We start from the raw sequence: 22,502 nt of genomic DNA, 5'->3' as shown, positions 1-22,502 counted from the left end.
TGTTACTTTGAGAAAGAATAATCAGGAAAGCTGCCCGATGCCGGCCAGCTTCCAGTCGCCGCCGCCCTTGACCGGCTTGGACATATTCCACACCTCGGCCAGCGGCTCGGGCGCGGCGCCGGGCGCGGTGCGGATCTGGCCGCTGAAGCGGACGGTGGCGCGGTAGCTCTCGCCGACCATCTCGACGCCCAGCAGTTCGGACTCGATAGCCACCACTTCGGTCACGCTGGCGCCGGGCGCCTGCATTTGCGGTTGCAGCTCGGCGTACACCTGCGGCGTGGTGAACTGGCGCAGGTCGTTGGCGTCGGCCTTGTCCCAGGTCTTTTGCATGCGGATGAAGGTGGCCTTGGCCTGGCGCAGCAAGGCGCCGGTGTCGACGCCGGGCGGAATGGCCGGCTTGGCGCTGACCGGGGCCGGCGCCGGTTTGGCAGCGGCACCGCGCCGCCGGATGCTGCGGTAACCGAAGAAACCGGCCAGGCCGAACAGCATGACCGCGCCGCCGATGTAGACCGTGGGCGGATATTCCGACGTGGGCGCCGACGCCGCGGCCGGAGCCTGCTGGGCCATGGCCGCGCCGCTGAACGCGCTCAGGGCGAAAAGCGTGCTTGCAACAAATTTTTTCATCGTACCGTTCCTAGAATTTGATACCCGTGTGCAACGCCGCCACCCCGGCCGTCAAATTGAAATACTGGACCCGCTCCAGGCCGGCCGTTTCCATCATGGTCTTGAGGGTTTCCTGGTCCGGATGCATGCGGATCGACTCGGCCAGGTAGCGGTAGCTGTCGGCGTCGCCGGCGATTTTCTGGCCCAGCCACGGCAGTACCGAGAACGAATACACGTCGTACGGCTTTTGCAGGGGCGCGGCGACCTTGGAAAATTCCAGCACCAGCAGCTTGCCGCCCGGTTTCAGCACGCGCTGCATTTCGGCCAGCGCCTGGTCCTTGTGGGTCATGTTGCGCAAACCAAAAGCCACGCTGACCCGGTCGAAGTAATTGTCGGGGAACGGCAGCTTTTCGGCGTCGCACAGCAGGGTCGGGGTGATCAGGCCCTTGTCGAGCAAGCGGTCGCGGCCGACGCGCAGCATCGATTCGTTGATGTCGGTGAGCCAGACTTCGCCGGTCTTGCCGGCCTGTTTCGCAAAGGCCTTGGCCAGGTCGCCCGTGCCGCCGGCGATATCGAGCACCTTGAAGCCCGGGCGCACGCCCGCGTTGGCGATGGTGAAGGTTTTCCAGAGCCGGTGCAAGCCGCCCGACATCAGGTCGTTCATCACATCGTACTTCGATGCGACCGAATGGAACACCTTGGCCACTTCGTGGACCTTGTCGTCCTCGGAGACCGTTTTGTAACCGAAATGTGTGCTGTTTGTCATAGTAGGCTGCCGTTTGTCTGCGTGCATTATACAAGCGACGAACGGCAGCGGTACGCTATGCGTTTCCTATTGGCTCCAGGCGCGCGAGCGCTCCACCGCGCGCCGCCATTCGCCCATCCGTTGCACCCGCTCATCGGCCGCCATGGCAGGCTCGAAGCGGCGCTCCATCTGCCACTGGGCGGCGATTTCTTCCTGCGAGGCCCAGAAACCCACCGCCAGCCCGGCCAGGAAGGCCGCGCCCAGCGCCGTCGTTTCGGTGACCACCGGACGCACCACCGGCACGCCCAGGATATCGGCCTGGAACTGCATCAGCAGGTCGTTGCGGGCGCAGCCGCCGTCGACGCGCAACTGGGTCAGCGGCATGGCGGCGTCGGCTTGCATGGCGTCGAGCACGTCGGCACTTTGCAGGGCGATGCTTTCCAGGGTGGCGCGCGCGATGTGCGACTTGTTGGTGCCGCGCGTCATGCCGACCATGGTGCCGCGCGCGTAGGCGTCCCAGTGCGGCGCGCCGAGGCCGGCAAAGGCGGGCACGAACAGCACGCCGCCGTTGTCGGGCACCGCCAGGGCCAGTTCCTCGACCTGGTCGGCGTGCGCGATGATGCCGAGGCCGTCGCGCAACCACTGGATGGCGGCGCCGGCCATGAAGACGCTGCCTTCGAGCAGGTAATCGGTCTGGTTTGGGAGCGACCAGCCGATCGTGCTGATCAGCTTGTTCTGCGACATCTTGGCCGCCTGCCCGGTGTGCATCAGCATGAAGCAGCCGGTGCCGTAGGTATTCTTGGCCATGCCGGGGCTGTGGCAAGCCTGGCCGAAGGTGGCGGCCTGCTGGTCGCCGGCGATGCCGGCAATCGGCAGCGCCACGCCGAACAGGCTGGCATCGGTGTGCGCGGCCACGCCGCTGCTGGCCACCACGCCTGGCAACAGGCCGGCGGGAATGTCGAGCAGGGCCAGCAGTTCATCATCCCACTGCGCCGTGTGGATGTTGAACATCAGGGTGCGCGCAGCATTGCTGGGGTCGGTCAGGTGCTTGCCGCTCATTTTGAAGATCAGCCAGCTGTCGACGGTGCCGAAAGCCAGTTCGCCTTTCTCGGCGCGCGTGCGCGCGCCGGGGACATTATCGAGCAGCCATTTCAGTTTGGGGCCGGAGAAATAGGCGTCCAGCACCAGGCCGGTTTTTTGCTGGAACAGCGCTTCGTGGCCGGCCTCGCGCAGGGCTTCGCAGCAGGGCGTGCTGCGGCGGTCCTGCCAGACGATGGCGGGGGCGACGGGTTCGCCGGTGGCGCGGTCCCAGAGGACGGTCGTTTCGCGCTGGTTGGTGATGCCGATGGCGGCGATGTCGGTGGCCGGCACCTTGTTGGTGCGCAGGACGTCGTCGATGACGGCGCGTTGCGACTGCCAGATTTCGTTGGCGTCGTGTTCGACCCAGCCGGGCTGGGGGAAGAACTGGCGGAACTCCTGCTGCGCCGCGCCGTGAATGTGACCGGCGCGATCGAACAGGATCGCGCGCGAACTGGTGGTGCCCTGGTCGATGGCGAGAATGAATTTGGTCATGCTGGGGTCGCTGGTAAAGCCGTCGTTCCCGCGAAGGCGGGAACCCAAGTTAGCTCGGTCGCTACGGCACGAACTTGGATCCCCGCCTTCGCGGGGATGACGGTTTTGAGGTTCGAGGGAAGACGGACGTAGCTTACCGTTTAACGCGCCCGCCCTTCCTTCCACGCCTTGAGCAAGACGTCATACGCAATCGTCTCGCCCTTCGGCTTCTCGTTGGCCAGCTTCTTCCACGGCGCGGCCTTGTCGCTCAAATACGTGGCCGGATCGACCTTCGGATTGAGCTTCGGCGGACAATTCTGCATCCCCGCGCGCTGCAGGCGCGCCATCACCGCATCCATCTCCTCGGCCAGGTTATCCATGGCTGCCTGCGGGGTCTTCTCGCCGCTCACCGCAGTGGCCACGTTCTTCCACCACAGCTGCGCCATCTTCGGATAATCGGCCACGTTGTTCCCGGTCGGGCTCCACGCCACCCGCGCCGGGCTGCGGTAAAACTCGATCAAGCCGCCGTATTTATCCGCGTTCTTGGTGAAGTACTCGTGCTTGATATCGGACTCGCGAATAAACGTCAGGCCGGTAATCGACTTCTTGAGCGACACCGTCTTGGACGTGACGAACTGCGCATACAGCCACGCCGCCGCGCGCCGGTCCGGCGGGGTCGACTTGAAGAACGTCCACGCGCCGACGTCCTGGTAACCGTTCTGCATGCCCTCTTTCCAGTACGGGCCGTGCGGCGACGGCGCCATGCGCCATTTCGGCTTGCCGTCCGCCTGCACCACCGGCAGGCCCGGTTTCATCATCGACGCGGTGAACGCCGTGTACCAGAAAATCTGCTGCGCCACTTCGCCCTGCGCCGGCACCGGGCCGGACTCCGAGAACGTCATCCCGCCCGCCTGCGGCGGCGCGTACTTCTTCATCCAATCGACATACTTGGTCAGCGCGAACACCGACGCCGGCGAATTGGTGGCCCCGCCGCGCGCCACCGCCGCACCGACCGGCGTGCACTTGTCGGCCGCTACGCGGATGCCCCATTCGTCGACCGGCAGGCCGTTCGGAATGCCCTTGTCGGCGGCGCCGGCCATCGACAGCCAGGCATCGGTGAAACGCCAGCCCAGCGACGGATCCTTTTTGCCGTAGTCCATATGGCCAAACACCTTCTTGCCGTCGATGTTCTTCACATCGTTGGTGAAGAATTCGGCGATGTCTTCATATGCCGACCAGTTCTGCGGCACGCCCAGCTCGTAGCCGTACTTGGCCTTGAATTTGTCTTTCAGGTCCTTGCGCGCAAACCAGTCGGCGCGGAACCAGTACAGGTTGGCGAACTGCTGGTCGGGCAGCTGATACAGCTTGCCGTCCGGCGCGGTGGTAAAACTCGCGCCGATGAAGTCCTTCAGGTCCAGGCCCGGGTTGGTGAAGGCCTTGCCCTCGCCTGCCATGTAGTCCGACAGCGGAATGATCGCGCCGTAGCGGTAGTGGGTGCCGATCAGGTCCGAGTCCGACACCCAGCCGTCGTAAATACTTTTACCGGACTGCATGGAGGTCTGCAGCTTCTCGACCACGTCGCCTTCCTGGATGATGTCGTGCTTGACCTTGATGCCGGTGATTTCCTCGAAGGCCTTGGCCAGCACCTTCGACTCGTAGACGTGGGTATCGATCGTTTCGGAGACCACGCTGATTTCCTTGATGCCCTTGGCCTTGAGCTTGGCGGCGGCGTCGATGAACCATTTCATTTCGTCGAGCTGCTGCTGCTTCGACAGCGAGGAAGGCTGGAATTCCTGGCCAATCCATTTTTCGGCTTCCTTGGTGTCGGCCCAAGCGCTCGCCGTGGCCAGCAATGCCGCCGCCATCAGTGTCATTTTCAGTTTCATGTCTCCGCCTTTTTTTATATGTACATCGTTAAGAAAGTACCCCACCCGTGCGCCGCTGCCCGCTTCAGCCCCAGCGCATCACAATCAACAACACCACAAAGCCGATCGCCGCGCCGAAACCCTGATGCAGATCGGACAGGCCCGCCCACGCGAGGTTAACATACGCGGCCGTCAACAGGCCAATAAACAAACGGTCGCCGCGCGTGGTCGCCATCGGCAAAAAGCCGCGCCGTTCGATCGACGGCGAACGCACCTGCCAGATCGTCATCCCGGCCAGCATCAGGCCGATGCAGCTGAAGAAAATCGCCACCGGCGGCGACCACGCCATCCATGAAAACAAGTTTTCCATCTCACACCCTCCCCATCGCAAAGCCCTTGGCAATATGATTGCGCACGAACCAGATCACCAGCGCGCCCGGCACGATGGTCAGTACCCCGGCCGCCGCCAGCACGCCCCAGTCCATGCCGCCGGCCGACACGGTGCGCGTCATGATGGCGGTAATCGGCTTGGCGTCCACCGACGTTAAGGTACGCGCCAGCAGCAGTTCGACCCAGCTGAACATGAAGCAGAAGAAGGCGGTCACGCCCACGCCCGATTTGATCAGCGGCAGGAAGATCTTGAAGAAGAAGCGCGGGAAGCTGTAACCGTCGATGTAGGCCGTCTCGTCGATCTCTTTCGGAATGCCGGACATGAAGCCTTCCAGGATCCACACCGCCAGCGGCACGTTGAACAGCATGTGCACCAGCGCCACGGCCAGGTGGGTATCCATCAGGCCGACCGTGGAATAGAGCTGGAAGAACGGCAGCAGGAACACCGCCGGTGGCGTCATGCGGTTGGTCAGCAGCCAGAAAAACAGGTGCTTGTCGCCGATGAACGAATAGCGCGAAAACGCATACGCGGCCGGCAGCGCCACCGACACCGACATGACCATGTTCATCATCACGTAGATCATCGAGTTGATGTAGCCGCTGTACCACGACGGGTCGGTGAAGATGGTGCGGTAGTTCGCCAGCGTGAATTCACGCGGGAACAAGGTGAGCGCCCCGGTGATTTCTTCGTTGGTCTTGAACGACATGTTCAGCATCCAGTAGATAGGCAGCATCGCCAGCACCAGGTAGAACACCAGCAGCGGTGTCGAGATGCGCTTCATTTGGACTCTCCCGTGCCGAGACGTTGCATCCAGCTGTACAGCACAAAGCAGAACAGCAGGATGATGAGGAAGTAAATCAAGGAGAACGCGGCGGCCGGACCCAGGTCGAACTGGCCCACGGCTTTTTGCGTCAGGTACTGCGACAGGAAGGTGGTGGCGTTGCCAGGTCCGCCCCCGGTCAGCACGAACGGTTCGGTGTAGATCATGAAGCTGTCCATGAAGCGCAGCAGCACGCCGATCATCAGCACGTTGCGCATCTTCGGCAGTTCGATGTAACGGAACACCGCAAAGCGCGAAGCGCCGTCGATGCGCGCCGCCTGGTAGTAGGCGTCCGGGATCGAGCGCAGGCCGGCGTAGGCCAGCAGCACCACCAGCGGCGTCCAGTGCCACACATCCATCACCAATACCGTCACCCAGGCATCGACCACGCTGCCGGTGTAGTTGTAGCTGATGCCCATGCGGTTAATGGTATTGCCCATCAGGCCGATGTCGTCGCGGCCGAAAATCTGCCAGATGGTGCCGACCACGTTCCACGGGATCAAGAGCGGCAGTGCGATCAGCACCAGCGCGAGCGAAGCGCGCCAGCCGGCCGCCGGCATGGTCAGCGCGATCAGGATGCCGAGCGGGAGCTGGATCAACAGCACCGCCATCGAAAAGCCCAGCTGGCGCACCAGCGCGCCATGCAGTTCGCTGTCGCGCATGATCATCTTGAACCATTCGGTGCCCACAAAAACACTGTTGGTCGGGCTGAGAATGTCCTGCACCGAGTAGTTCACGATCGTCATCAGGGGCAGCACGGCCGAAAAGGCCACGCAGATGATCACCGGGAGCACCAGCAGCCAGGCGCGGTTGTTATAGGTTTTCATGTCAGGCCACCCGCTTGTCGTTGACGTAGTAAAGAGTGCGCTCGGGCGGAAAGCGCAGCCACACCGCTTCGCCGGCGCGCGCCGGGGCAGCGCGCAGCTTGGCCGTGACGGTATGCTCGCCCACGGAAAAATCGGCCATGAAGTGCGTGCCCATGTTGCGCACGCTGGCCACCACGGCGGCCACGGTGTCGCTTGCCTGCGCGGCGACGCATTCGACGAATTCCGGACGGATACCGATGGTAACGGCCGCGCCGCCGGCCAGCGCGCTTTGTGCCTTGGCCGGCAGCGCAATGCCGTCAACGCCGGCGTCAGTGCCAAAATAGGCGCGGCCGTCGCGCACCGGGCAGGCCAGCAGGTTCATGCCGGGGTTGCCGATGAAGTAGCCGACAAACGTATGCGCCGGCTCCTCGAACAGTTCCTGCGCGCTGCCGGTCTGCACCACTTCGCCCTGGGTCATCACGACCACCTTGTCGGCGAACGTGAGCGCTTCGACCTGGTCGTGGGTGACGTAGATCAGCGAGAGCTTGAGCTCGTGATGGATTTCCTTGAGCTTGCGGCGCAGCAGCCACTTCAGGTGCGGGTCGATCACCGTGAGCGGCTCGTCGAACAGCACCGCCGCCACGTCCGGCCGCACCAGGCCGCGGCCGAGCGAGATCTTTTGCTTGGCGTCGACCGCCAGGCCGCTGGCGCGCTGTTTCAGGTCGGCGGACAGTTCCAGCATGCCTGCGATGTGTTCGACCCGCTTGCGCACCTCCGCTTCTTTCCAGCCGCGGTTACGCAACGGGAAAGCCAGGTTGTCGAACACCGTCATGGTGTCGTAGATGACGGGGAACTGGAACACCTGCGCGATGTTGCGCGCCTCGGGCGGCAGGTCGGTGACATCCTTGCCGTCGAAAATCACGCGTCCGTGCGAGGGGCGCACCAGGCCCGAGATGATGTTGAGCAGCGTGGTCTTGCCGCAGCCGGATGGGCCGAGCAGCGCATAGGCGCCGCCGTCGTCCCAGGTCAGGTTCATCGGGCGCAGGGCGTAGTCTTCGGGCCTTTGCGGGTTCGGTTTGTAGGCATGCGCCAGGTCGGGCAGTTCGATGCGGGCCATTTACACTGCCTCCTGGATCTGCGGCGGCGCAAACAGCAAGGCGCCGCCGGGTGCGAACACGAACAGGTCGTCCGGGCGCAGGTACACGGTGCATGGCACGCCGAGGTCGAGGTTATGCACGCCGGTCAGTTGCGCCACCAGCCCGATCGGGCCGCGCTGCAGGTGGACGTAGGTTTCGGAACCGCTGATCTCGGCCAGTTCGACCTGGGCCTGGATCGGAAAATCGTCGGCATGCAGGGGCGCGACGCGCAGGCTGTGGGCGCGCAGGCCGAGCACCACCTCGCCGTGCTGCGCGGCCTGGCGGCGCTGGGCGTCGTTCAGGGGAATCGACAGCTCGCCCGCCACCCGGGCCATGCCATCGACGCCGACGGTCGCCGGGATCAGGTTGATCGGCGGGTCGCTGAAGGTGCGCGCGCTCTGGACCGAGTTCGGCGCGTTGAACACATCGAGCGTGGCGCCATGCTGCAACAGGCGCCCTTCGTGCAGCAGCACCGTGTGGCCGCCCAGCTGCAAGGCTTCGAGCGGCTCGGTGGTGGCGTAGACGACGGTGGTTTTGCCTTCCGCGAACAGGGCGCCTAGCTCCTTGCGCAATTCTTCGCGCAGCTTGTAATCGAGGTTCACCAGCGGCTCGTCGAGCAGCAGCAGGGCCGATTCCTTGATCAGCGCGCGCGCCAGCGCGGTGCGCTGTTGCTGGCCGCCGGACAGCTGCGCCGGCAGCTTGTCGAGGTGCGCCGAGATATGCAGGCGCTCGGCCATGCTCGCCACGCGGGTGCGGATCTCGGCCTCGGGCACGCGCTTGATGCGCAGCGGCGAGGCGATGTTATCGAACACCGTGAACGACGGATAGTTGATGAACTGCTGGTACACCATCGCCAGGTCGCGCTGGCGTACCGGCAGGCCGGTCACGTCCTTGCCGCCGGCGATCACCTTGCCGTGCGTGGGCCGGTCCAGGCCCGCCATGACCCGCATCAGCGAGGTTTTGCCGGCCTGCGTGGTGCCCAGCAGGACGTTGATGGTACCGGGTACCAGTTCGAGCGACATGGGGTACAGGTGATCCTGCGCCCCATACTTCGTGCTCACGTTTTCCAATGCCAGCTGCATTTCATCTCCCCTTTTCTTGCTACTGCATCCCTGTCGCGGGATTTGCTTGTTCTACTTGCGAAATTCGGTGATCCAGGCATCGACTGCGACGGCCGCGTCGGCGGGCAGATGCAAGCCCAGTTTGGAACGGCGCCATAGCATGTCGGTCGCCGTGGTGGCCCATTCATGATCGATCCAGTACACCGCTTCGGCCTCGAACAGGCCGGGCACGATCTGCGCGCCCATGGCGGCGATGCTGCTGCGCTGGTCGATGACCAGGTGGATGCGGGTGCCGTAGGCGCGCGCGTAGCGTGCCACCAGCGCCGCCGGCAGCCACGCGTACTGCTTCTGCAGGTCGGCCACGAAACGGTCGAATTCGAGCACGCTGCGGTTGTCCGGCAGCGGACCGTGCACGTCGCCGCCGGGCAGGCAGGCGTTGACGGTCCAAGCTCCATGGCTGTTGCCCAGCCTTGGTGCGATCAGGTCGACGGCTTGCTCGGCCAGTTTGCGGAAGGTGGTGATCTTGCCGCCAAAGATGGAGAGCATCGGTGCGCCCTTGTCATCGAGCTCGAAGGTGTAGTCGCGCGTGACGTCGGAGGCGTCGCTCGACTCGTCGTCGAGCAGCGGGCGCACGCCGGAGTAGCTCCACACCACGTCGGCCGGCGTGATGGGTTTACTGAAGTAGCGGCTCGACAGCGCGCACAGGTAGTCGATTTCGGCCTGGTCGATTTCGACCTTGCCGGCGTCGCCATGGTATTCGAGGTCGGTGGTGCCGATCAGGGTAAAGTCCTGCTCGTACGGAATGGCAAACACCACGCGCCCGTCCGGGTGCTGGAAGATGTAGGCGTAGGGATGGTCGAACAGGCGCGGCACCACGATATGGCTGCCCTTGATCAGGCGCACCGACTTGTCGGCCGGCCCCGGGTTGGTCCCCTGTAAAAAGCGCGAGGCCCAGGGACCGGCGGCGTTGACAATGCAGCGCGCACTGACATCCATGGCCGAACCGTCGGCACGGCGCAAGCGCGCTTCCCAGCGCTCGCCCTCGCGCCGCGCCGACTCGCAGGCGGTGCGGGTAAACACGTGCGCGCCTTTGGCGGCGGCGTCGATCGCGTTGAGCACCACCAGGCGCGCATCGTCGACCCAGCCGTCGGAATACACAAAACCACGCGTAAAGTCGGGTTTGAGCGGCGCGCCGGCCGCATGGCGGCGCAAGTCGATGCCTTCGGATCCGGGCAGCAGTTCGCGCCGCGCCAGGTGATCGTACAAAAACAGGCCGGCGCGGATCATCCACGCCGGGCGCTGGCCCTTGTCGACCGGAGTGACGAAGCGCATCGGCCACATGATGTGCGGGGCGGCGCGCAGCAGCACTTCGCGTTCGATCAGCGCCTTGCGCACCAGGCCGAATTCGTACTGCTCCAGGTAACGCAGGCCGCCGTGAATCAGCTTGGTGGCCGCCGACGAGGTGTGCGAGGCCAGGTCGTCCTTCTCGCACAGGACCACGGACAGGCCACGCCCGGCCGCGTCACGGGCGATGCCGGCGCCATTCACGCCGCCGCCGACCACCAATACATCACACGCGATATTGCCCGCCTTGTCCATGCCGCTCTCGCTTCAATTGGGGATTCTGGAAACACTGCAAAGATAAACAATACGACAAGAACGAAAAAAATGAAACAACAATTTATGTGTTTGTTTTCGTTTTAGTTCGTTTGTGATAAATTTAACGCTTTTACAGGAGCCCACATGACGCTCAATCCACGCCAGCGCCGCATTCTCGACGCCGTGCGCCAGCAGGTGACGGTGTCGCTCGAAGCGCTCGCGCAGCAGCTGGAAGTGACGCCCCAAACCGTGCGGCGCGACGTCAAGCTGATGGAAGAAGCGGGCCTGCTGGCGCGCTACCACGGCGGCGTGGGCCTGCCTTCGTCGGTCCAGAACATCGACTACAGCGACCGCCAGGTGCTCAACGTGGACGCCAAGCGCCGCATCGCCAGCGCGGTGGCGGCGCAGGTGCCGTCGCACTGTTCGCTGTTGATCAATATCGGCACCACCACCGAAGAAGTGGCGCGCGCGCTGGTGCATCACCAGGGACTGCACGTGGTCACCAATAACCTGAATGTGGCATCCATCCTGTGCGACAGCCCGGGCTGCGAAGTGATCCTGGCCGGCGGCGTGGTGCGCGGGCGCGATCGCGGCATCGTCGGCGAAACCACCATCGATTTCATCCGCCAGTTCAAGGTCGATATCGGCATCATCGGCATTTCGAGCATCGAGCCCGATGGCACCCTGCGCGACTTCGACCCGCGCGAGGTCAAGGTGGCGCAGGCCATCATCGAACAGTCGCGCGCCGTGTGGCTGGTGGCCGACCATGACAAGTTCGGCCGCCAGGCCCTGATGCGCATGGCGCACGCCTCGCAGATCGACGTGCTGTTCACCGACGCCAAACCGCCCGAGGCCCTGGCCCGCGTGCTGCGCGAAGCCAAGGTTAATGTTGTAATTGCGCAATAACCGACCTGAGCGCTGGGCCGCTGGCGGTTTTTGGGGGATGATTGATGTTACCCTGTCTCCCCCTGTTTTGTTAGCGAATGAGCATGTTGACTTTTCTGATGATTATTGCGGTGCTTGCGATCGTGGCCGGCGCCGTGGCGGCTGGTTACTTCTACCTGCAGCGCAGTCAAGTCAGCAGGCTGGCCGGCGATTTCAAGCTGTACGCACCGTATCTGGTGGAGCAAACGGCGCGCGTGCGCCTGCGCGTGCAGCCGCTGGGACGTGAATACATCGGCGAAGAAGATGCCGCCGCCTACGCCGAGATGAAAAAACTCTGGTCGGGCATGACCAACCACCGCATGAAACTGATCGGCACTTTCGCGTCGGATGAAAACGGGCGCGTGTACATCATCGGCCAGCACCCGGACAACAAGATCGTCGGCCTGGTGGGCCTGCAGCGCGGCATGCGCCCGTTCGTCGAATTCCTCAAGCTTTCCGGCGGCGGCACGGTGGGGGTGCTGAGCGGCGCGCCGGCTGCGCGCGCCATGCGCGTGGCCACCTTGACGGTCGAACCGAAGCCCAACCCGTCGTGGCGCGCGGCGGTCGAAGCGTTTGCCTCCACCGCGGAAGGACGCGCGCTCGACGTAAACAACCTGATCGTGCTGTTCGAACGCGTGCATTCGGCGCGCATGGATCACCAGCTCAAGGCCGCTCCGACCCTGGCCGAAATCAAATCGCACGCCGCCGCGCAGGGCGCCGCCGACACCTTGCACGGCCAGCAGCTCGACCACGCGCTGGAAATGAACCAGATGGCCTGGCGCGAGTCCGTGCAGGCGGCACTGCTTGACAACACCAGGCGCAAGCTCAAACTGACGGTCGATACCTGGTCGCGGCTGGAGCCGCAACTGATCGTCATTCACGCGGGCATGCATCCCGACGACGTCCTCGCCACGCTGGCGGAGTATCCCTCGCTCGATGCCCTGGGCGTGCAGCTCAAGGCCCAGGAATTGGGACCGCTGGAGATCTTCGAGGGCCTCAACGAGCAGCTCCCGACCGCCGACCGGCGTCGCCTTGTGGTGAAACTGAGCTCGCCGGTGGCGGCCGCCATCTATGCGCGCGCCGGCGCAATGCAGTCGGCCGGCGTGCCGCCGCAGGCGCTGGCGGCATAGTGAAAAAATATCTGTACGAGGCGATCGGCCCTGATGGCCGCGTCACGAAAGCCACCGTGGCCGCGCTCAGCGTCGCCGAAGCGCACGCGCAGTTGACGCGCAGCGGCCACACCGGCATCCGCATCCGTAACGACGACCTCCTGCACGCCGACCTGCGCGGCAGCGACGACCCGAAGATCGCCGCCGCGATGATCGATTCGGCCTATAGCTCGCTCGCGCTCATGATGGTCAAGGCGTCGCTGCGCGGCTGGATCACGTGGCTGCCGGGACTTCTCGCATTGATCGCCGGATTGTGGTTCGCCCTGTCGTTCCTGGTGTGGACAGGCGCCGCCCTGCTGTTGCTCGCCATCGTGCTCATCTTCATGGCGTCGCTGCCGGCGGCGGCCTACCAGCAGGTGCTGCTGGCCAGGGCCAACCGCTCGTTTGCGCGCGGCCTGTGGTGGCTGGGCATCTTGCGCATGGCGAAACCGGCGGGCATCTCGGCCATGATGCTCGACGCCGAACAAGCCAAGCTGCTGGCGGGCCTTGGGCGGATCGACGAGGGGCTGGCATTGTTCACGGGGCATGCCGGCGATGCCGATCTTGTCGCCTACCTGACGCAGCTCCAGGCCATCCACGACACCGTAGGCGAGCGCGCCAAGCAGATCGACATCCAGCGCCAGTTGCTCGTCGTCAGCGGCAACAGCATCGAGGCGCGCCTGGACCTGGCGTGGTCCTTGATGCGTTATACACGCGACTACGACGACGCCAGGCGCCTGAGCGCCGGCATCGAGCCGAACGCCTGCTCCGCCTTGTATGCCGCCGGCTTGCGCGTGGTGCGGGCACTGCTCCTGCAAGTCGACGGCAAGCACGATGCCGCGCTGGCGCAGTTCGAATCGGTGTACGCCGAACTACGGCGCTATAACAGTCCGCTGATCGACTTCACTTGCCGCGAACTGCGCGCCTACATGGCCTTGTCGTTCAAGGCCAGCGGCCGGATTGCCGAAGCGGAGGCGCTCTGGCAGCAGGAGATGCCGCACATGTGTGCGCACCACTGCGACATGCTCATCGCGCGCTACGACGGTATTTAGGCACCTAGGCAGCCTGTCGGACTTGGGGAGTCGAAGCGAAAAAATAGCTGGGCGAGGCCAGATTTTGACGGTTTCGCAGTGCCAATAGCGAGCTATTGGCCGAGAAAGCGGCGAAATATGGACCGTCCCAGGTATTTTTGCAGCCGACGATCCCAAGTCCGACAGGCTGCTAGCCCCAGGTGGCCGCGCAGGCTCGCGTGGCCGTACGCGGTTCTGAACAATCCACGCCGTTGCGCTTCGGGCACGACCCGCGCCAAAAAGTCATCCAGCCCCTGCGGCGGCGATGGCGATGGCGATGGCGGCAGGATGTTGAAGCCGTCGGCCGCTTCCTGCCCGAACCACGCCTGCATCTGGTCGGCCACGCCGGCCGCCGTGGCGATCACCGTGAAGTGACCGCGTCCGCCCGCGATGCGCAAATACAGCTGGCGGATGCTCAGGTTTTCGTGTAGTTCCGCACCGGTTTGCACGCCGTGGCGCTTCAAGGCGGCGTACGGCCGTAGTATTCGTTCATTAACCGATCAGCAATCCGCGCGGTCTTACTCGCGTCCTTCTCGGAAGACGCGCGTACCAGTTGACTCACCGTGGCATCTTTCAAGTCTATATCCTGGAAACCATGCTGCTCGGCGAAATCTATCCATCGGTTCAATGGCTTGTCAGACGTCAATTTGCCAATCACACGAATATCACCCGGGAAAACATTGTTCAGATAATAGGACCAACGCTCCTGGGTCAGGCGGTTAAGCATCTGGGACGCTTCCTCCGCAGCGGACCAGGCAACGCCGTATGAGTTGCCCAGTACAACGCAAAGCAAAGCGGTAATGCAAGCAGGGAGCGCAGGAGTCGGAATCGTGGTTCCCAGCTTCGCCAAGTTTTTTACGGGTGACGCTTCGTTATAGAAATTATTGAGCCCTTCATGGGCTTTTATAATTGCATCGGCGGCTTTCACAAACGCGTCGCTGCGAAGATTTTCAGGGACGAAATCGAAACCCTTCACCTTCAGGAGAGCGCTTTTCAGCCCGCTCACGACCGTGGTTTTCCCATCCGCGTACGCTTCAGCGTAAGTACGTCCGATTTGCCACTTTTCCGTATCGCGCAAGCTTGGCCAGATAGCAGGCACCACCACATTGATATTTGCAAGGGCATGGTCCAAATTGCCCCCCGCATTTTTCTTCGCTGCGCTCATGAGCACACTGATCGTGAGCTTAGAGAAAAAATACGGAGAACTCTTCAGCATGACGACGTGCGGGTCCTCATCAACCAGCGTCGCGCCTTCCAGCGCCTTGCGAAAATCCACGAATTTTTTTGCGACTTCTATTTTCGGACGCCCCAACACGCCTTTCACACAGGCTTTTAGCGAAGATATCGCTTCCGATTCATCGATATCTTCGGCATCGCTTTCCAAGGAATCCATCTGGGAAAAGTGCGTGATCAATTCGTACGTATGCCTGAGTCGAAGGCCATCGGTGGGGGAAACAATTCCTAACTCTTCCGCCAGACGTATCGTATCCTTGACAGTCAGGATGTCATCCACGTCGTCATCTTCATCGACGTCCAGTTTTCCGAGCATTTCCCCTAACAGACGCACCCCAACGGTGGCCAGCTCTTTTTTCAGAGCGGTAATGGTCTTTCCCCACAGATAACTGACGGCCATTTCGTAGTGCCGCGCTTCGAACGCCGCAACGAGTTGAGCCTTATCCTTCGTACTCAACTGCAACGCATAGTCCGAAATTTGCAGAGCCGATTTCGCCTCTGCCGGAAGCGTTCCATTTTCTTGCTGCCAAACCGCCAAATTATCCATGTTCGCTCCCTTTAAATTCGGACCATCCGTCTTGCGACTGCATGAATGCTGCACGAAGGTCATTTCCAACTTTTCCACTAAGACTGCGAAAAGCGCGTCGCCGCGCTCCTCCTTGAACAAGGCCGGCAGCGGCTGTCGCCTCGGGCTCCAGTTTGACAAAACAATTATAGCCAAGCAGACGCCCGCGGCTGTCGAACAGAATAATCCCGTCGGAATTGAGCATCCCCTGAAGCAAATAGCCTTTGCTTTCAAGTCTTGACTGTTGGGCAGGATCTTTTTTGAATTCGTTGATTAATGCCGGGAAATCGATTGGCTCGTCGAAAATGACGCCGTCTTCGGCCAGGAAGACAGGCGGCTCCGCAAGGTCCGTGACGGCAATGATACAACCGTGCGATTTTCGGAGAGCTTCAAACAACAAGCGGGTGAGATAGCCATGCGCCGCCTCGCGAACATCTGCCTGCGTACTGGCCACAATCGCCAGGACCAGTTCGTCGAGAAATTGCAAGGGTGGCGCGGTGTCTTCTTTGCGATGGTTCAGGAACACATAATGAAAAGCCCCCTGATTCGAACGAATTTCCACACAATCGTCAGCAACTTGAAAAACCTTCACAACGGAGAATGAGTTATTCTCGATCATCAGAACCTGATCAACCAGCACCGCAATGGGATTTCCGGAATCCTTGAAAACGCCGTATTCGATCGTATCAGCCAAATCCTCGATGTAGATCATCCACCCGCCAGCGGCAAGCGGAGCGCATTTCTTTATTGCGGTTTTGAGTCCGTCGACATCCCTGGTAGTGGTTCCGATTTTCATGCGTTCGCCGCCTGGGAGCATTGCACTCAACAGCGTCATGTCATCGGTCAAATAAACTTTGGGAACGAGCTTGACGCCCTCTTCCATATATCGCGCCAGAAGAACGACAAGCTCGACCAGATGCAAGGAATTGGCGAGAAATGGCAATTTGCTACTATGGCAAAACTCAGCGACGCCTCCGAGCAACTGAGTCCGAAACGTGATGTTAACGGCCATATCGTTACCTCCGCAGCAAAGTTAACACAACACTACGCCGCTGCCGGATTTTTCGCAAACTGTATCCGCATCTAGCTATCATTGCGCCAAGAACAAAGATATCGGCCAGTTGCGAGTCTGCCTTTTAGTGCTTGTGTCCGCAGCCCTGGTGCGCTGTGACTGCGCCCGGCAGCTCGGCGCCCGGTTCGCGGCCGGCGTCGCCTTCGAAGCCCGCTGCGTGCAGGCGCGCCATGTAATCGGCCCACAAGGCGGCCTGCTCGTTACCGAGCTTGTACAGGTAATCCCACGAGAACAAGCCGGTGTTGTGGCCATCCGAGAAGGTCGGCTGCACCGCGTAGTTCCCCACCGGTTCGAGCGCGGTGACGCCGACATTGCGCTTGCCCAGCTGGAGCACTTCCTGCCCCTGGCCGTGGCCGCGCACTTCGGCCGACGGCGAGTACACGCGCAGCAGCTCGAACGGAATCGAAAAACTGCTGCCATCGTCAAATGCGATATCGAGTACGCGGGACTTCTGGTGGACGGTCAGTGCGGTCGGGTTCATGCTGGTTTTTCCATGCGACGGACGATGTCGTCCGCCAGTTTTGGCAGCAGCGCGCGGCGCTCCGCCAGGGTCGGTTCGTCGGTCGCGCGCACCGCCACCGCCCACACGGGATTGGGAAAGTGCGCATCGTCGGCGTAGCGGGCAATGACATGCCAGTGCAGGTGCGGCGTCATGTTGCCAAGGCTGGCGACGTTGATTTTATCTGGCTTCATCACATCGCGCAGTGCCAGTTCCACGTGCCACACCGCGTCGGTAAGGAGCAGGCGGTCCGACGGCGCCAGGTCGGTCATCTCTTTCACGTGATCGTTCCAGATCACGCGGCAAAAGCCCGGATAGGCGGCGTCGTCGACCAGGATGATCGACAGCTTGTCGTCGCGCCAGATCGGTTCGACCGCCAGTTCGCACAGTTCACAACTCATACCAGTACCCTCTCGATGCCGCCGTTGTTGGCGCGGGCCACGTACTCGGGCAACCAGTTTTCGCCCAGTTTGTGGCGCGCGATTTCGATGACGATGTAGTCGGCGGTGGTGCCGGCGTCGTCGTTGTAGCGCGACAGGCCTTGCAGGCACGATGGGCAGCTGGTCAGGATTTTGACGTCGCCGGTAAAGCCGTCGGCGCGCAGCTTGTCGGCGCCCTTCTCCATCTCGTCTTCCTTGCGGAAGCGCACCTGGGTGGCGATGTCGGGACGCGACACGCCGAAGGTGCCGGACTCGCCGCAGCAGCGGTCGTTCTTTTCGATCTTGACGTTGTCCACCGTCGACACCAGCGCGTTGACGGTCTTGACCGAATCCTGCAGCTTCATCGGATTGTGGCAGGGCTCGTGGTACATGTAGCGCGTGCCGCTGACGCCTTCGAGCTTCACGTCTTTTTCGAGCAGGTACTCGTGGATGTCCATGATGCGGCAACCAGGGAAGATCTTGTCGAACTCGTAGGTGGCCAACTGGTCGTAGCAGGTGCCGCACGAGACCAGCACGGTCTTGATGTCGAGATAATTGAGCGTGTTGGCCATGCGGTGGAACAGCACCCGGTTATCGGTCATCATCTTGTCGGCCTTGTCGTACTGGCCGGCGCCGCGCTGCGGATAGCCGCAGCACAGGTAACCCGGCGGCAGCACGGTTTGCACGCCCACTTCCCACAGCATGGCCTGCGTGGCCAGGCCCACTTGCGAGAACAGCCGCTCCGACCCGCAACCGGGGAAGTAGAACACGGCTTCGGTATCGGCCGTGGTCACCTTCGGGTTACGGATGATCGGGATGATCTTGTCGTCTTCGATGTCGAGCAGCGCGCGCGCGGTTTTCTTGGGCAGGTTGCCCGGCATTTTCTTGTTGATGAAGTGGATCACCTGCTCGCGCACGGGCGCCTTGCCGGTGGTCGGCAGCGGGGCCTTGGTCTGCTTTTTCGCGAATTTTTTCAGCACGTTGTGGCCGAAGCGCTGCGCCTTGAAACCCCAGCCGGCCATGACCTGGCGCGTGGCGTTGATGGTCACCGGGTCGGTGGCGTTGAGGAAGAACATCGCCGCCGCATTGGCCGGCCGGAAGGTCTTCTTGTTCATCTTGCGCAGCAGGTTACGCATGTTCATCGACACGTCGCCGAAATCGATGTTGACCGGGCATGGCGTGACGCACTTGTGGCACACGGTGCAGTGGTCGGCCACGTCTTCGAATTCTTCCCAGTGCTTGATCGAGACGCCGCGCCGGGTCTGCTCTTCGTACAGGAACGCTTCGATCAGCGAGGACGTCGCCAGGATCTTGTCGCGCGGCGAATACAGCAGGTTCGCGCGCGGCACGTGGGTGGTGCACACCGGTTTGCATTTACCGCAACGCAGGCAATCCTTGATGCTGTTGGCGATCTCGCCGATATCGCTTTGCTGCATGATCAGCGATTCGTGGCCCATCAGGCCAAACGACGGCGTGTAGGCGTTGCGCAGGTCGGCCCCGAACTCGGGCAGGTTGAGCAGCTTGCCCTTGTTGAAGCGCCCTTCCGGATCGATGCGCAGCTTGTAGTCGCGGAATTCGCCGATTTCTTCTTCGGTCAAGAATTCGAGCTTGGTGATGCCGATGCCATGCTCGCCCGAGATCACGCCATCGAGCGAACGCGCCAGCTTCATGATGCGGCCCACGGCTTCGTGCGCGTCCTGCAGCATGGCGTAGTCGTCGGAATTGACCGGCAGGTTGGTGTGCACGTTGCCGTCGCCGGCGTGCATGTGCAGCGCCACGAACACGCGCGAACGCAGCACCTTCTGGTGGATCGCGGTCGATTCGTCGAGAATCAGCTTGTAGGCGGCGCCGTTGAAGATCTGGCGCAGCTGCGCGCGGATCTCCTGCTTCCACGAAACGCGCACGGTGCGATCCTGCACCACGTCGAACAGGGTGGCGTCGGGCTGCTGCGCCAGGCGCTCGTCGAACACGACGTCGAGGCGGCCCAATCCGATGGCGCGCAGGGCGTCGCGCGCGCCGGCCAGCGGCTGGTCGAGTTGCGCCAGCAGCCAGGTCCAGCGCGCGTGCACGGCGCCGAGCAGTTCGCTCGCTTGCTGCACGCGGTCGCCCAGCATCTCTTCGTCGCCGATCGATTCGCCCGAGGCGTCGTCGCTTTTACCGACCGGCAGGTTACCGGCGGCGAAAAACGCGCGCAGTTCGTCGGTCAGCTGCAGCTTGTTCTTGATCGACAGTTCGATGTTGATACGCTCGATACCGTCGGTGTACTCGCCCATGCGATTAAGCGGAATGACCACGTCTTCGTTGATCTTGAAGGCGTTGGTGTGGCGCGCAATGGCCGCCGTGCGGGCGCGGTCGAGCCAGAACTTCTTGCGCGCTTCCGGGCTGACGGCCACAAAGCCTTCGCCCACGCGGGTGTTCGCGATGCGCACCACTTCCGAAGCGGCTTGCGCCACCGCGTTCTCGTCGTCGCCGACGATGTCGCCGAACAGCGCCATCTTCGGCAGCACGCCGCGTTTCGATTTGGTGGCGTAACCGACCGCGCGCAGATAGCGCTCGTCCAGATGCTCCAGGCCCGCCAGCCTGATGGTGGCGAACGACGGGCCGCCCTTGGCCGGCAAGCCATCGAGGTAATCCTTGATTTCGACGATCGACGGAATCGCGTCGCGCGCCTGGCCGAAGAATTCGAGGCAGACGGTGCGCGCGTACTTCGGCATCTTGTGCAGGATCCAGCGCGCCGACGTGATCAAGCCATCGCAGCCTTCTTTCTGGATGCCCGGCAGGCCGGACAGGAATTTGTCGGTGACGTCCTTGCCCAGGCCTTCCTTGCGGAAGCGCTTGCCTTCGATGACCAGCATCTCGGTCTTGAACGGCGCGTCCTTGGCTTCGCCGCGCACGTTCGGGTGGGTCCATTCGAGCTTGAAGGTGGCGGTCGGCGCGTCGTGGATCTTCGACAGATTGTGGCCGATGCGGGTCACTTCCAGCCAGTCGCCGTTCGGGTCGACCATCTTCCACGAGGCCAGGTTGTCGAGCGCCGTGCCCCACAAGACCGCCTTCTTGCCGCCGGCGTTCATGGCGACGTTGCCGCCGATGCAGGACGCTTCCGCCGACGTCGGATCGACCGCGAACACGAAGCCGGCCTTTTCAGCGGCGTCGGAGACGCGCTTGGTGACCACGCCGGCGCCGGAGTGGATGGTCGCATATTCATGGTCCACGCCGGGCAGCATGGTCATTTCGACTTCGCCCAGGGTGACCAGTTTTTCGGTGTTGATGACGGCCGACATGGGCGTGAGCGGAATGGCGCCGCCGGTGTAGCCGGTTCCTCCGCCGCGCGGGATGATGGTCAGCCCGAGTTCGATGCAGCCCTTGACCAAGCCCGCCATTTCGTCTTCGGTATCGGGCGTGAGCACCACGAACGGGTATTCGACGCGCCAGTCGGTGGCGTCGGTCACGTGGGCGACGCGCTTCATGCCGTCGAAGCAGATGTTGTGCTTTTCGGTGTAGCGGCCCAGCACCTTGGTGGTGCGCTTGCGCAGGTCCCAGGTCTGGCGGAATTCGTTGCCGAAGTCCTCAACCGCCTTGGAAGCCGCCTTGAGCAGCTTTTCCACGTTGGCGCTGCGCGCGCGCGCCACTTCGCCGGTCGCATCGTCGCCATCGGGCACGTCGACGCTGGTGCGGCGCTTGTCCACTTCGGCCAGGCGGTGATGCAGCGCGTCGATCAGTTCCTGGCGCCGCTTCGGGTTGTCCAGCATGTCGTCCTGGAGGTAGGGATTGCGCCGCACCACCCAGATATCGCCCAGCACTTCGTACAGCATGCGCGCCGAGCGTCCGGTCTGGCGCGAACCGCGCAATTCGTCGAGCAGCTCCCAGGACGACTCGCCCAGCAGGCGGATCACGATTTCGCGGTCCGAAAACGAGGTGTAGTTATAGGGGATTTCGCGCAGGCGGGTCGCGGCGTGACCGTTTGGCGTTTCGGCCAGGAGTGCTTGGATTTGTGCGGGGGCGTTCATGAATTGGTGGACTATGTGGACTGACCCTAAGGGAGTTCATTCTAGCGTATTGCGCTGCACCACGCTGGAAGGGCCATCGCTTTTGCATAGGAGAGGCAGGGAATGTGCACAAACAAAACGATGGCAATTTGAGAAATTGACAATATTTTTGATAATTCAATCAGCCTTCTGACGATCAAAATTCAGCCTATTCGTGAATTTCCAATATGGAATACTGAATCACCGCTCAGCCATCGACTTGCGCAGCGCGTCAACATAGCGCTCGCTGACGGGGACCAGGGCGCCGGAGCGCAGGGTTAGGCGATACGCACCGTCGCCCGCCACCTCCAGGTTGGCGGCCTGGCCGGCGCGCACCACGGCGCTGCGGTGCACGCGCAGAAAATGGGCCGGGTCGAGATGGCACAACAGGCGGCTCAGGGGCAGCCGGTGCATCACGCTGCGCGCGGCCAGGTGCAGGCTGACGTAGTTACCGCAGGTTTCGATCCAGTCGACGTCGGCCAGCTGGATACATTCGATGCGCCCGACCGAGCGCACGCTTACCTGCTGCCAGTAACCGGTGGCAGGCGAATCTGTATCGGCCCAGGCGCGCAGCGCGGCGCCGTAGGCAGGCCGCTGGCGCAGGACGAGCATCGCTTCGGCGCGCGCCAGGGCTGTGGCCAAACGCACGTCGTGCACGGGCTTGAGCAGGTAGTCGAGGGCGTGCACCTCAAAGGCGTCGAGCGCAAAGGCATTGTGTGCGGTGACGAAAATGACCAGTGGCGGCGTGGCCATGGCGGCCAACGCGCGCGCCAGCACCAGGCCGGAGTCGCCCGGCATCTGGATGTCGAGGAAGACCACGTCGATCTCCTGCGCGGCGATGAGCGCCTGGGCAGCGGCCGCGCTGGCGCATTCGCCGGCCACCTCCCAGCGCGGATGCTCGGCCAAGGCGTAGCGCAGGTTGATGCGGCCCGGTTCCTCGTCGTCGACGATCAGTGCGCGCACGGTCATG

Annotated in this window: 20 protein-coding genes; 3 read left to right on the top strand and 17 right to left on the bottom strand. The window is 62.7% G+C overall.

The annotated features are described in order from the left end of the window. Positions 1–21 precede the first annotated feature (21 nt). The 10 genes from F2P46_RS13265 to glpD form a co-directional block, all read right to left on the bottom strand. On the bottom strand, positions 22–624 hold the full coding sequence (locus tag F2P46_RS13265; protein ID WP_166890074.1) for a Tim44-like domain-containing protein: 603 nt from the start codon (positions 622–624) through the stop codon (positions 22–24). A 10-nt stretch (positions 625–634) separates the two neighbouring features. Then, positions 635–1,369, bottom strand: a complete 735-nt coding sequence (gene ubiE / locus F2P46_RS13260; protein ID WP_166890071.1) for a bifunctional demethylmenaquinone methyltransferase/2-methoxy-6-polyprenyl-1,4-benzoquinol methylase UbiE — start codon at positions 1,367–1,369, stop codon at positions 635–637. Between the two features lie 66 nt (positions 1,370–1,435). Beyond that, entirely contained in the window at positions 1,436–2,920 is a 1,485-nt protein-coding gene (glpK, locus tag F2P46_RS13255; RefSeq protein ID WP_166890332.1) for a glycerol kinase GlpK, read from the bottom strand. 140 nt (positions 2,921–3,060) lie between these two features. Next, positions 3,061–4,785: an ABC transporter substrate-binding protein gene (locus tag F2P46_RS13250; RefSeq protein ID WP_166890068.1), complete on the bottom strand. Its 1,725-nt coding sequence runs from the start codon at positions 4,783–4,785 to the stop codon at positions 3,061–3,063. A gap of 64 nt (positions 4,786–4,849) precedes the next feature. Continuing rightward, positions 4,850–5,134, bottom strand: a complete 285-nt coding sequence (locus F2P46_RS13245) for a DUF2160 domain-containing protein (protein ID WP_166890065.1) — start codon at positions 5,132–5,134, stop codon at positions 4,850–4,852. 1 nt (position 5,135) lies between these two features. Continuing rightward, positions 5,136–5,936 (bottom strand): carbohydrate ABC transporter permease, encoded by an 801-nt coding sequence (locus tag F2P46_RS13240; protein ID WP_166890062.1) that lies wholly within the window; start codon positions 5,934–5,936, stop codon positions 5,136–5,138. Further along, complete coding sequence (locus tag F2P46_RS13235) at positions 5,933–6,802, bottom strand: carbohydrate ABC transporter permease (RefSeq protein ID WP_166890059.1); 870 nt, start codon at positions 6,800–6,802, stop codon at positions 5,933–5,935. The genes F2P46_RS13240 and F2P46_RS13235 overlap by 4 nt, the downstream gene beginning before the upstream one ends. A 1-nt stretch (position 6,803) precedes the next feature. Next, entirely contained in the window at positions 6,804–7,898 is a 1,095-nt protein-coding gene (locus F2P46_RS13230; RefSeq protein ID WP_166890056.1) for an ABC transporter ATP-binding protein, read from the bottom strand. Next, positions 7,899–8,999 (bottom strand): ABC transporter ATP-binding protein, encoded by a 1,101-nt coding sequence (locus F2P46_RS13225; RefSeq protein ID WP_166890053.1) that lies wholly within the window; start codon positions 8,997–8,999, stop codon positions 7,899–7,901. It abuts the gene before it with no gap. Between the two features lie 51 nt (positions 9,000–9,050). Then, entirely contained in the window at positions 9,051–10,577 is a 1,527-nt protein-coding gene (glpD, locus tag F2P46_RS13220; protein ID WP_166890050.1) for a glycerol-3-phosphate dehydrogenase, read from the bottom strand. A gap of 144 nt (positions 10,578–10,721) precedes the next feature. Between glpD and F2P46_RS13215 the strand changes: the two genes are divergently transcribed. The 3 genes from F2P46_RS13215 (at position 10,722) to F2P46_RS13205 (ending at position 13,701) form a co-directional block, all read left to right on the top strand. Beyond that, positions 10,722–11,483: a DeoR/GlpR family DNA-binding transcription regulator gene (locus tag F2P46_RS13215; protein WP_166870955.1), complete on the top strand. Its 762-nt coding sequence runs from the start codon at positions 10,722–10,724 to the stop codon at positions 11,481–11,483. Between the two features lie 83 nt (positions 11,484–11,566). Further along, entirely contained in the window at positions 11,567–12,631 is a 1,065-nt protein-coding gene (locus F2P46_RS13210) for a hypothetical protein (RefSeq protein WP_166890047.1), read from the top strand. Beyond that, entirely contained in the window at positions 12,631–13,701 is a 1,071-nt protein-coding gene (locus tag F2P46_RS13205) for a hypothetical protein (RefSeq protein WP_166890045.1), read from the top strand. Before F2P46_RS13210 ends, F2P46_RS13205 begins: the two co-directional genes overlap by 1 nt. A 92-nt stretch (positions 13,702–13,793) precedes the next feature. Here F2P46_RS13205 and F2P46_RS13200 read toward each other — a convergent pair whose 3' ends face one another. The 7 genes from F2P46_RS13200 to F2P46_RS13170 all read right to left on the bottom strand — a co-directional run bounded on the left by F2P46_RS13200 (position 13,794) and on the right by F2P46_RS13170 (position 22,501). Continuing rightward, positions 13,794–14,183: a hypothetical protein gene (locus F2P46_RS13200; protein WP_208296612.1), complete on the bottom strand. Its 390-nt coding sequence runs from the start codon at positions 14,181–14,183 to the stop codon at positions 13,794–13,796. Continuing rightward, the gene (locus tag F2P46_RS13195) at positions 14,180–15,499 is read right to left on the bottom strand and encodes a hypothetical protein (RefSeq protein ID WP_166890042.1); all 1,320 of its coding nucleotides are present in this window, start codon (positions 15,497–15,499) and stop codon (positions 14,180–14,182) included. Before F2P46_RS13195 ends, F2P46_RS13200 begins: the two co-directional genes overlap by 4 nt. Further along, positions 15,492–16,529, bottom strand: coding sequence for a hypothetical protein (locus F2P46_RS13190; protein WP_166890039.1), 1,038 nt, complete (start codon positions 16,527–16,529; stop codon positions 15,492–15,494). The genes F2P46_RS13195 and F2P46_RS13190 overlap by 8 nt, the downstream gene beginning before the upstream one ends. A gap of 124 nt (positions 16,530–16,653) precedes the next feature. After that, the gene (locus tag F2P46_RS13185) at positions 16,654–17,070 is read right to left on the bottom strand and encodes a gamma-butyrobetaine hydroxylase-like domain-containing protein (RefSeq protein WP_166890036.1); all 417 of its coding nucleotides are present in this window, start codon (positions 17,068–17,070) and stop codon (positions 16,654–16,656) included. Next, positions 17,067–17,489 carry an HIT family protein gene (locus tag F2P46_RS13180; RefSeq protein WP_166890033.1) on the bottom strand — a complete coding sequence of 141 codons (423 nt, stop codon included), beginning with the start codon at positions 17,487–17,489 and terminating at the stop codon, positions 17,067–17,069. The genes F2P46_RS13185 and F2P46_RS13180 overlap by 4 nt, the downstream gene beginning before the upstream one ends. Next, positions 17,486–21,514: an FAD/FMN-binding oxidoreductase gene (locus F2P46_RS13175; protein ID WP_166890030.1), complete on the bottom strand. Its 4,029-nt coding sequence runs from the start codon at positions 21,512–21,514 to the stop codon at positions 17,486–17,488. Before F2P46_RS13175 ends, F2P46_RS13180 begins: the two co-directional genes overlap by 4 nt. 219 nt (positions 21,515–21,733) lie before the next feature. Further along, on the bottom strand, positions 21,734–22,501 hold the full coding sequence (locus tag F2P46_RS13170) for a LytTR family DNA-binding domain-containing protein (RefSeq protein WP_166890027.1): 768 nt from the start codon (positions 22,499–22,501) through the stop codon (positions 21,734–21,736). Between the last annotated feature and the right edge of the window lies 1 nt (position 22,502).

Origin of the sequence: Massilia sp. CCM 8734 (assembly GCF_011682155.1) — a bacterium.
GTDB classification, from domain to species: Bacteria; Pseudomonadota; Gammaproteobacteria; order Burkholderiales; family Burkholderiaceae_D; genus Telluria_A; species Telluria_A rubra.
This window is presented reverse-complemented; position numbering and strand designations above follow the sequence as displayed.

Bases quoted from the DNA above. Each gene is read 5' to 3' on its own strand.
- F2P46_RS13185 (WP_166890036.1), bottom strand. From the start codon at position 17,070: ATGAACCCGACCGCACTGACCGTCCACCAGAAGTCCCGCGTACTCGAT.
- F2P46_RS13215 (WP_166870955.1), top strand. From the start codon at position 10,722: ATGACGCTCAATCCACGCCAGCGCCGCATTCTCGACGCCGTGCGCCAG.
- glpD (WP_166890050.1), bottom strand. From the start codon at position 10,577: ATGGACAAGGCGGGCAATATCGCGTGTGATGTATTGGTGGTCGGCGGC.
- F2P46_RS13235 (WP_166890059.1), bottom strand. From the start codon at position 6,802: ATGAAAACCTATAACAACCGCGCCTGGCTGCTGGTGCTCCCGGTGATC.
- F2P46_RS13170 (WP_166890027.1), bottom strand. From the start codon at position 22,501: ATGACCGTGCGCGCACTGATCGTCGACGACGAGGAACCGGGCCGCATC.
- ubiE (WP_166890071.1), bottom strand. From the start codon at position 1,369: ATGACAAACAGCACACATTTCGGTTACAAAACGGTCTCCGAGGACGAC.
- F2P46_RS13180 (WP_166890033.1), bottom strand. From the start codon at position 17,489: ATGAGTTGTGAACTGTGCGAACTGGCGGTCGAACCGATCTGGCGCGAC.
- F2P46_RS13265 (WP_166890074.1), bottom strand. From the start codon at position 624: ATGAAAAAATTTGTTGCAAGCACGCTTTTCGCCCTGAGCGCGTTCAGC.
- F2P46_RS13250 (WP_166890068.1), bottom strand. From the start codon at position 4,785: ATGAAACTGAAAATGACACTGATGGCGGCGGCATTGCTGGCCACGGCG.
- F2P46_RS13195 (WP_166890042.1), bottom strand. From the start codon at position 15,499: ATGGATAATTTGGCGGTTTGGCAGCAAGAAAATGGAACGCTTCCGGCA.
- F2P46_RS13190 (WP_166890039.1), bottom strand. From the start codon at position 16,529: ATGGCCGTTAACATCACGTTTCGGACTCAGTTGCTCGGAGGCGTCGCT.
- F2P46_RS13175 (WP_166890030.1), bottom strand. From the start codon at position 21,514: ATGAACGCCCCCGCACAAATCCAAGCACTCCTGGCCGAAACGCCAAAC.
- F2P46_RS13245 (WP_166890065.1), bottom strand. From the start codon at position 5,134: ATGGAAAACTTGTTTTCATGGATGGCGTGGTCGCCGCCGGTGGCGATT.
- F2P46_RS13210 (WP_166890047.1), top strand. From the start codon at position 11,567: ATGTTGACTTTTCTGATGATTATTGCGGTGCTTGCGATCGTGGCCGGC.
- F2P46_RS13240 (WP_166890062.1), bottom strand. From the start codon at position 5,936: ATGAAGCGCATCTCGACACCGCTGCTGGTGTTCTACCTGGTGCTGGCG.
- F2P46_RS13225 (WP_166890053.1), bottom strand. From the start codon at position 8,999: ATGCAGCTGGCATTGGAAAACGTGAGCACGAAGTATGGGGCGCAGGAT.
- glpK (WP_166890332.1), bottom strand. From the start codon at position 2,920: ATGACCAAATTCATTCTCGCCATCGACCAGGGCACCACCAGTTCGCGC.
- F2P46_RS13230 (WP_166890056.1), bottom strand. From the start codon at position 7,898: ATGGCCCGCATCGAACTGCCCGACCTGGCGCATGCCTACAAACCGAAC.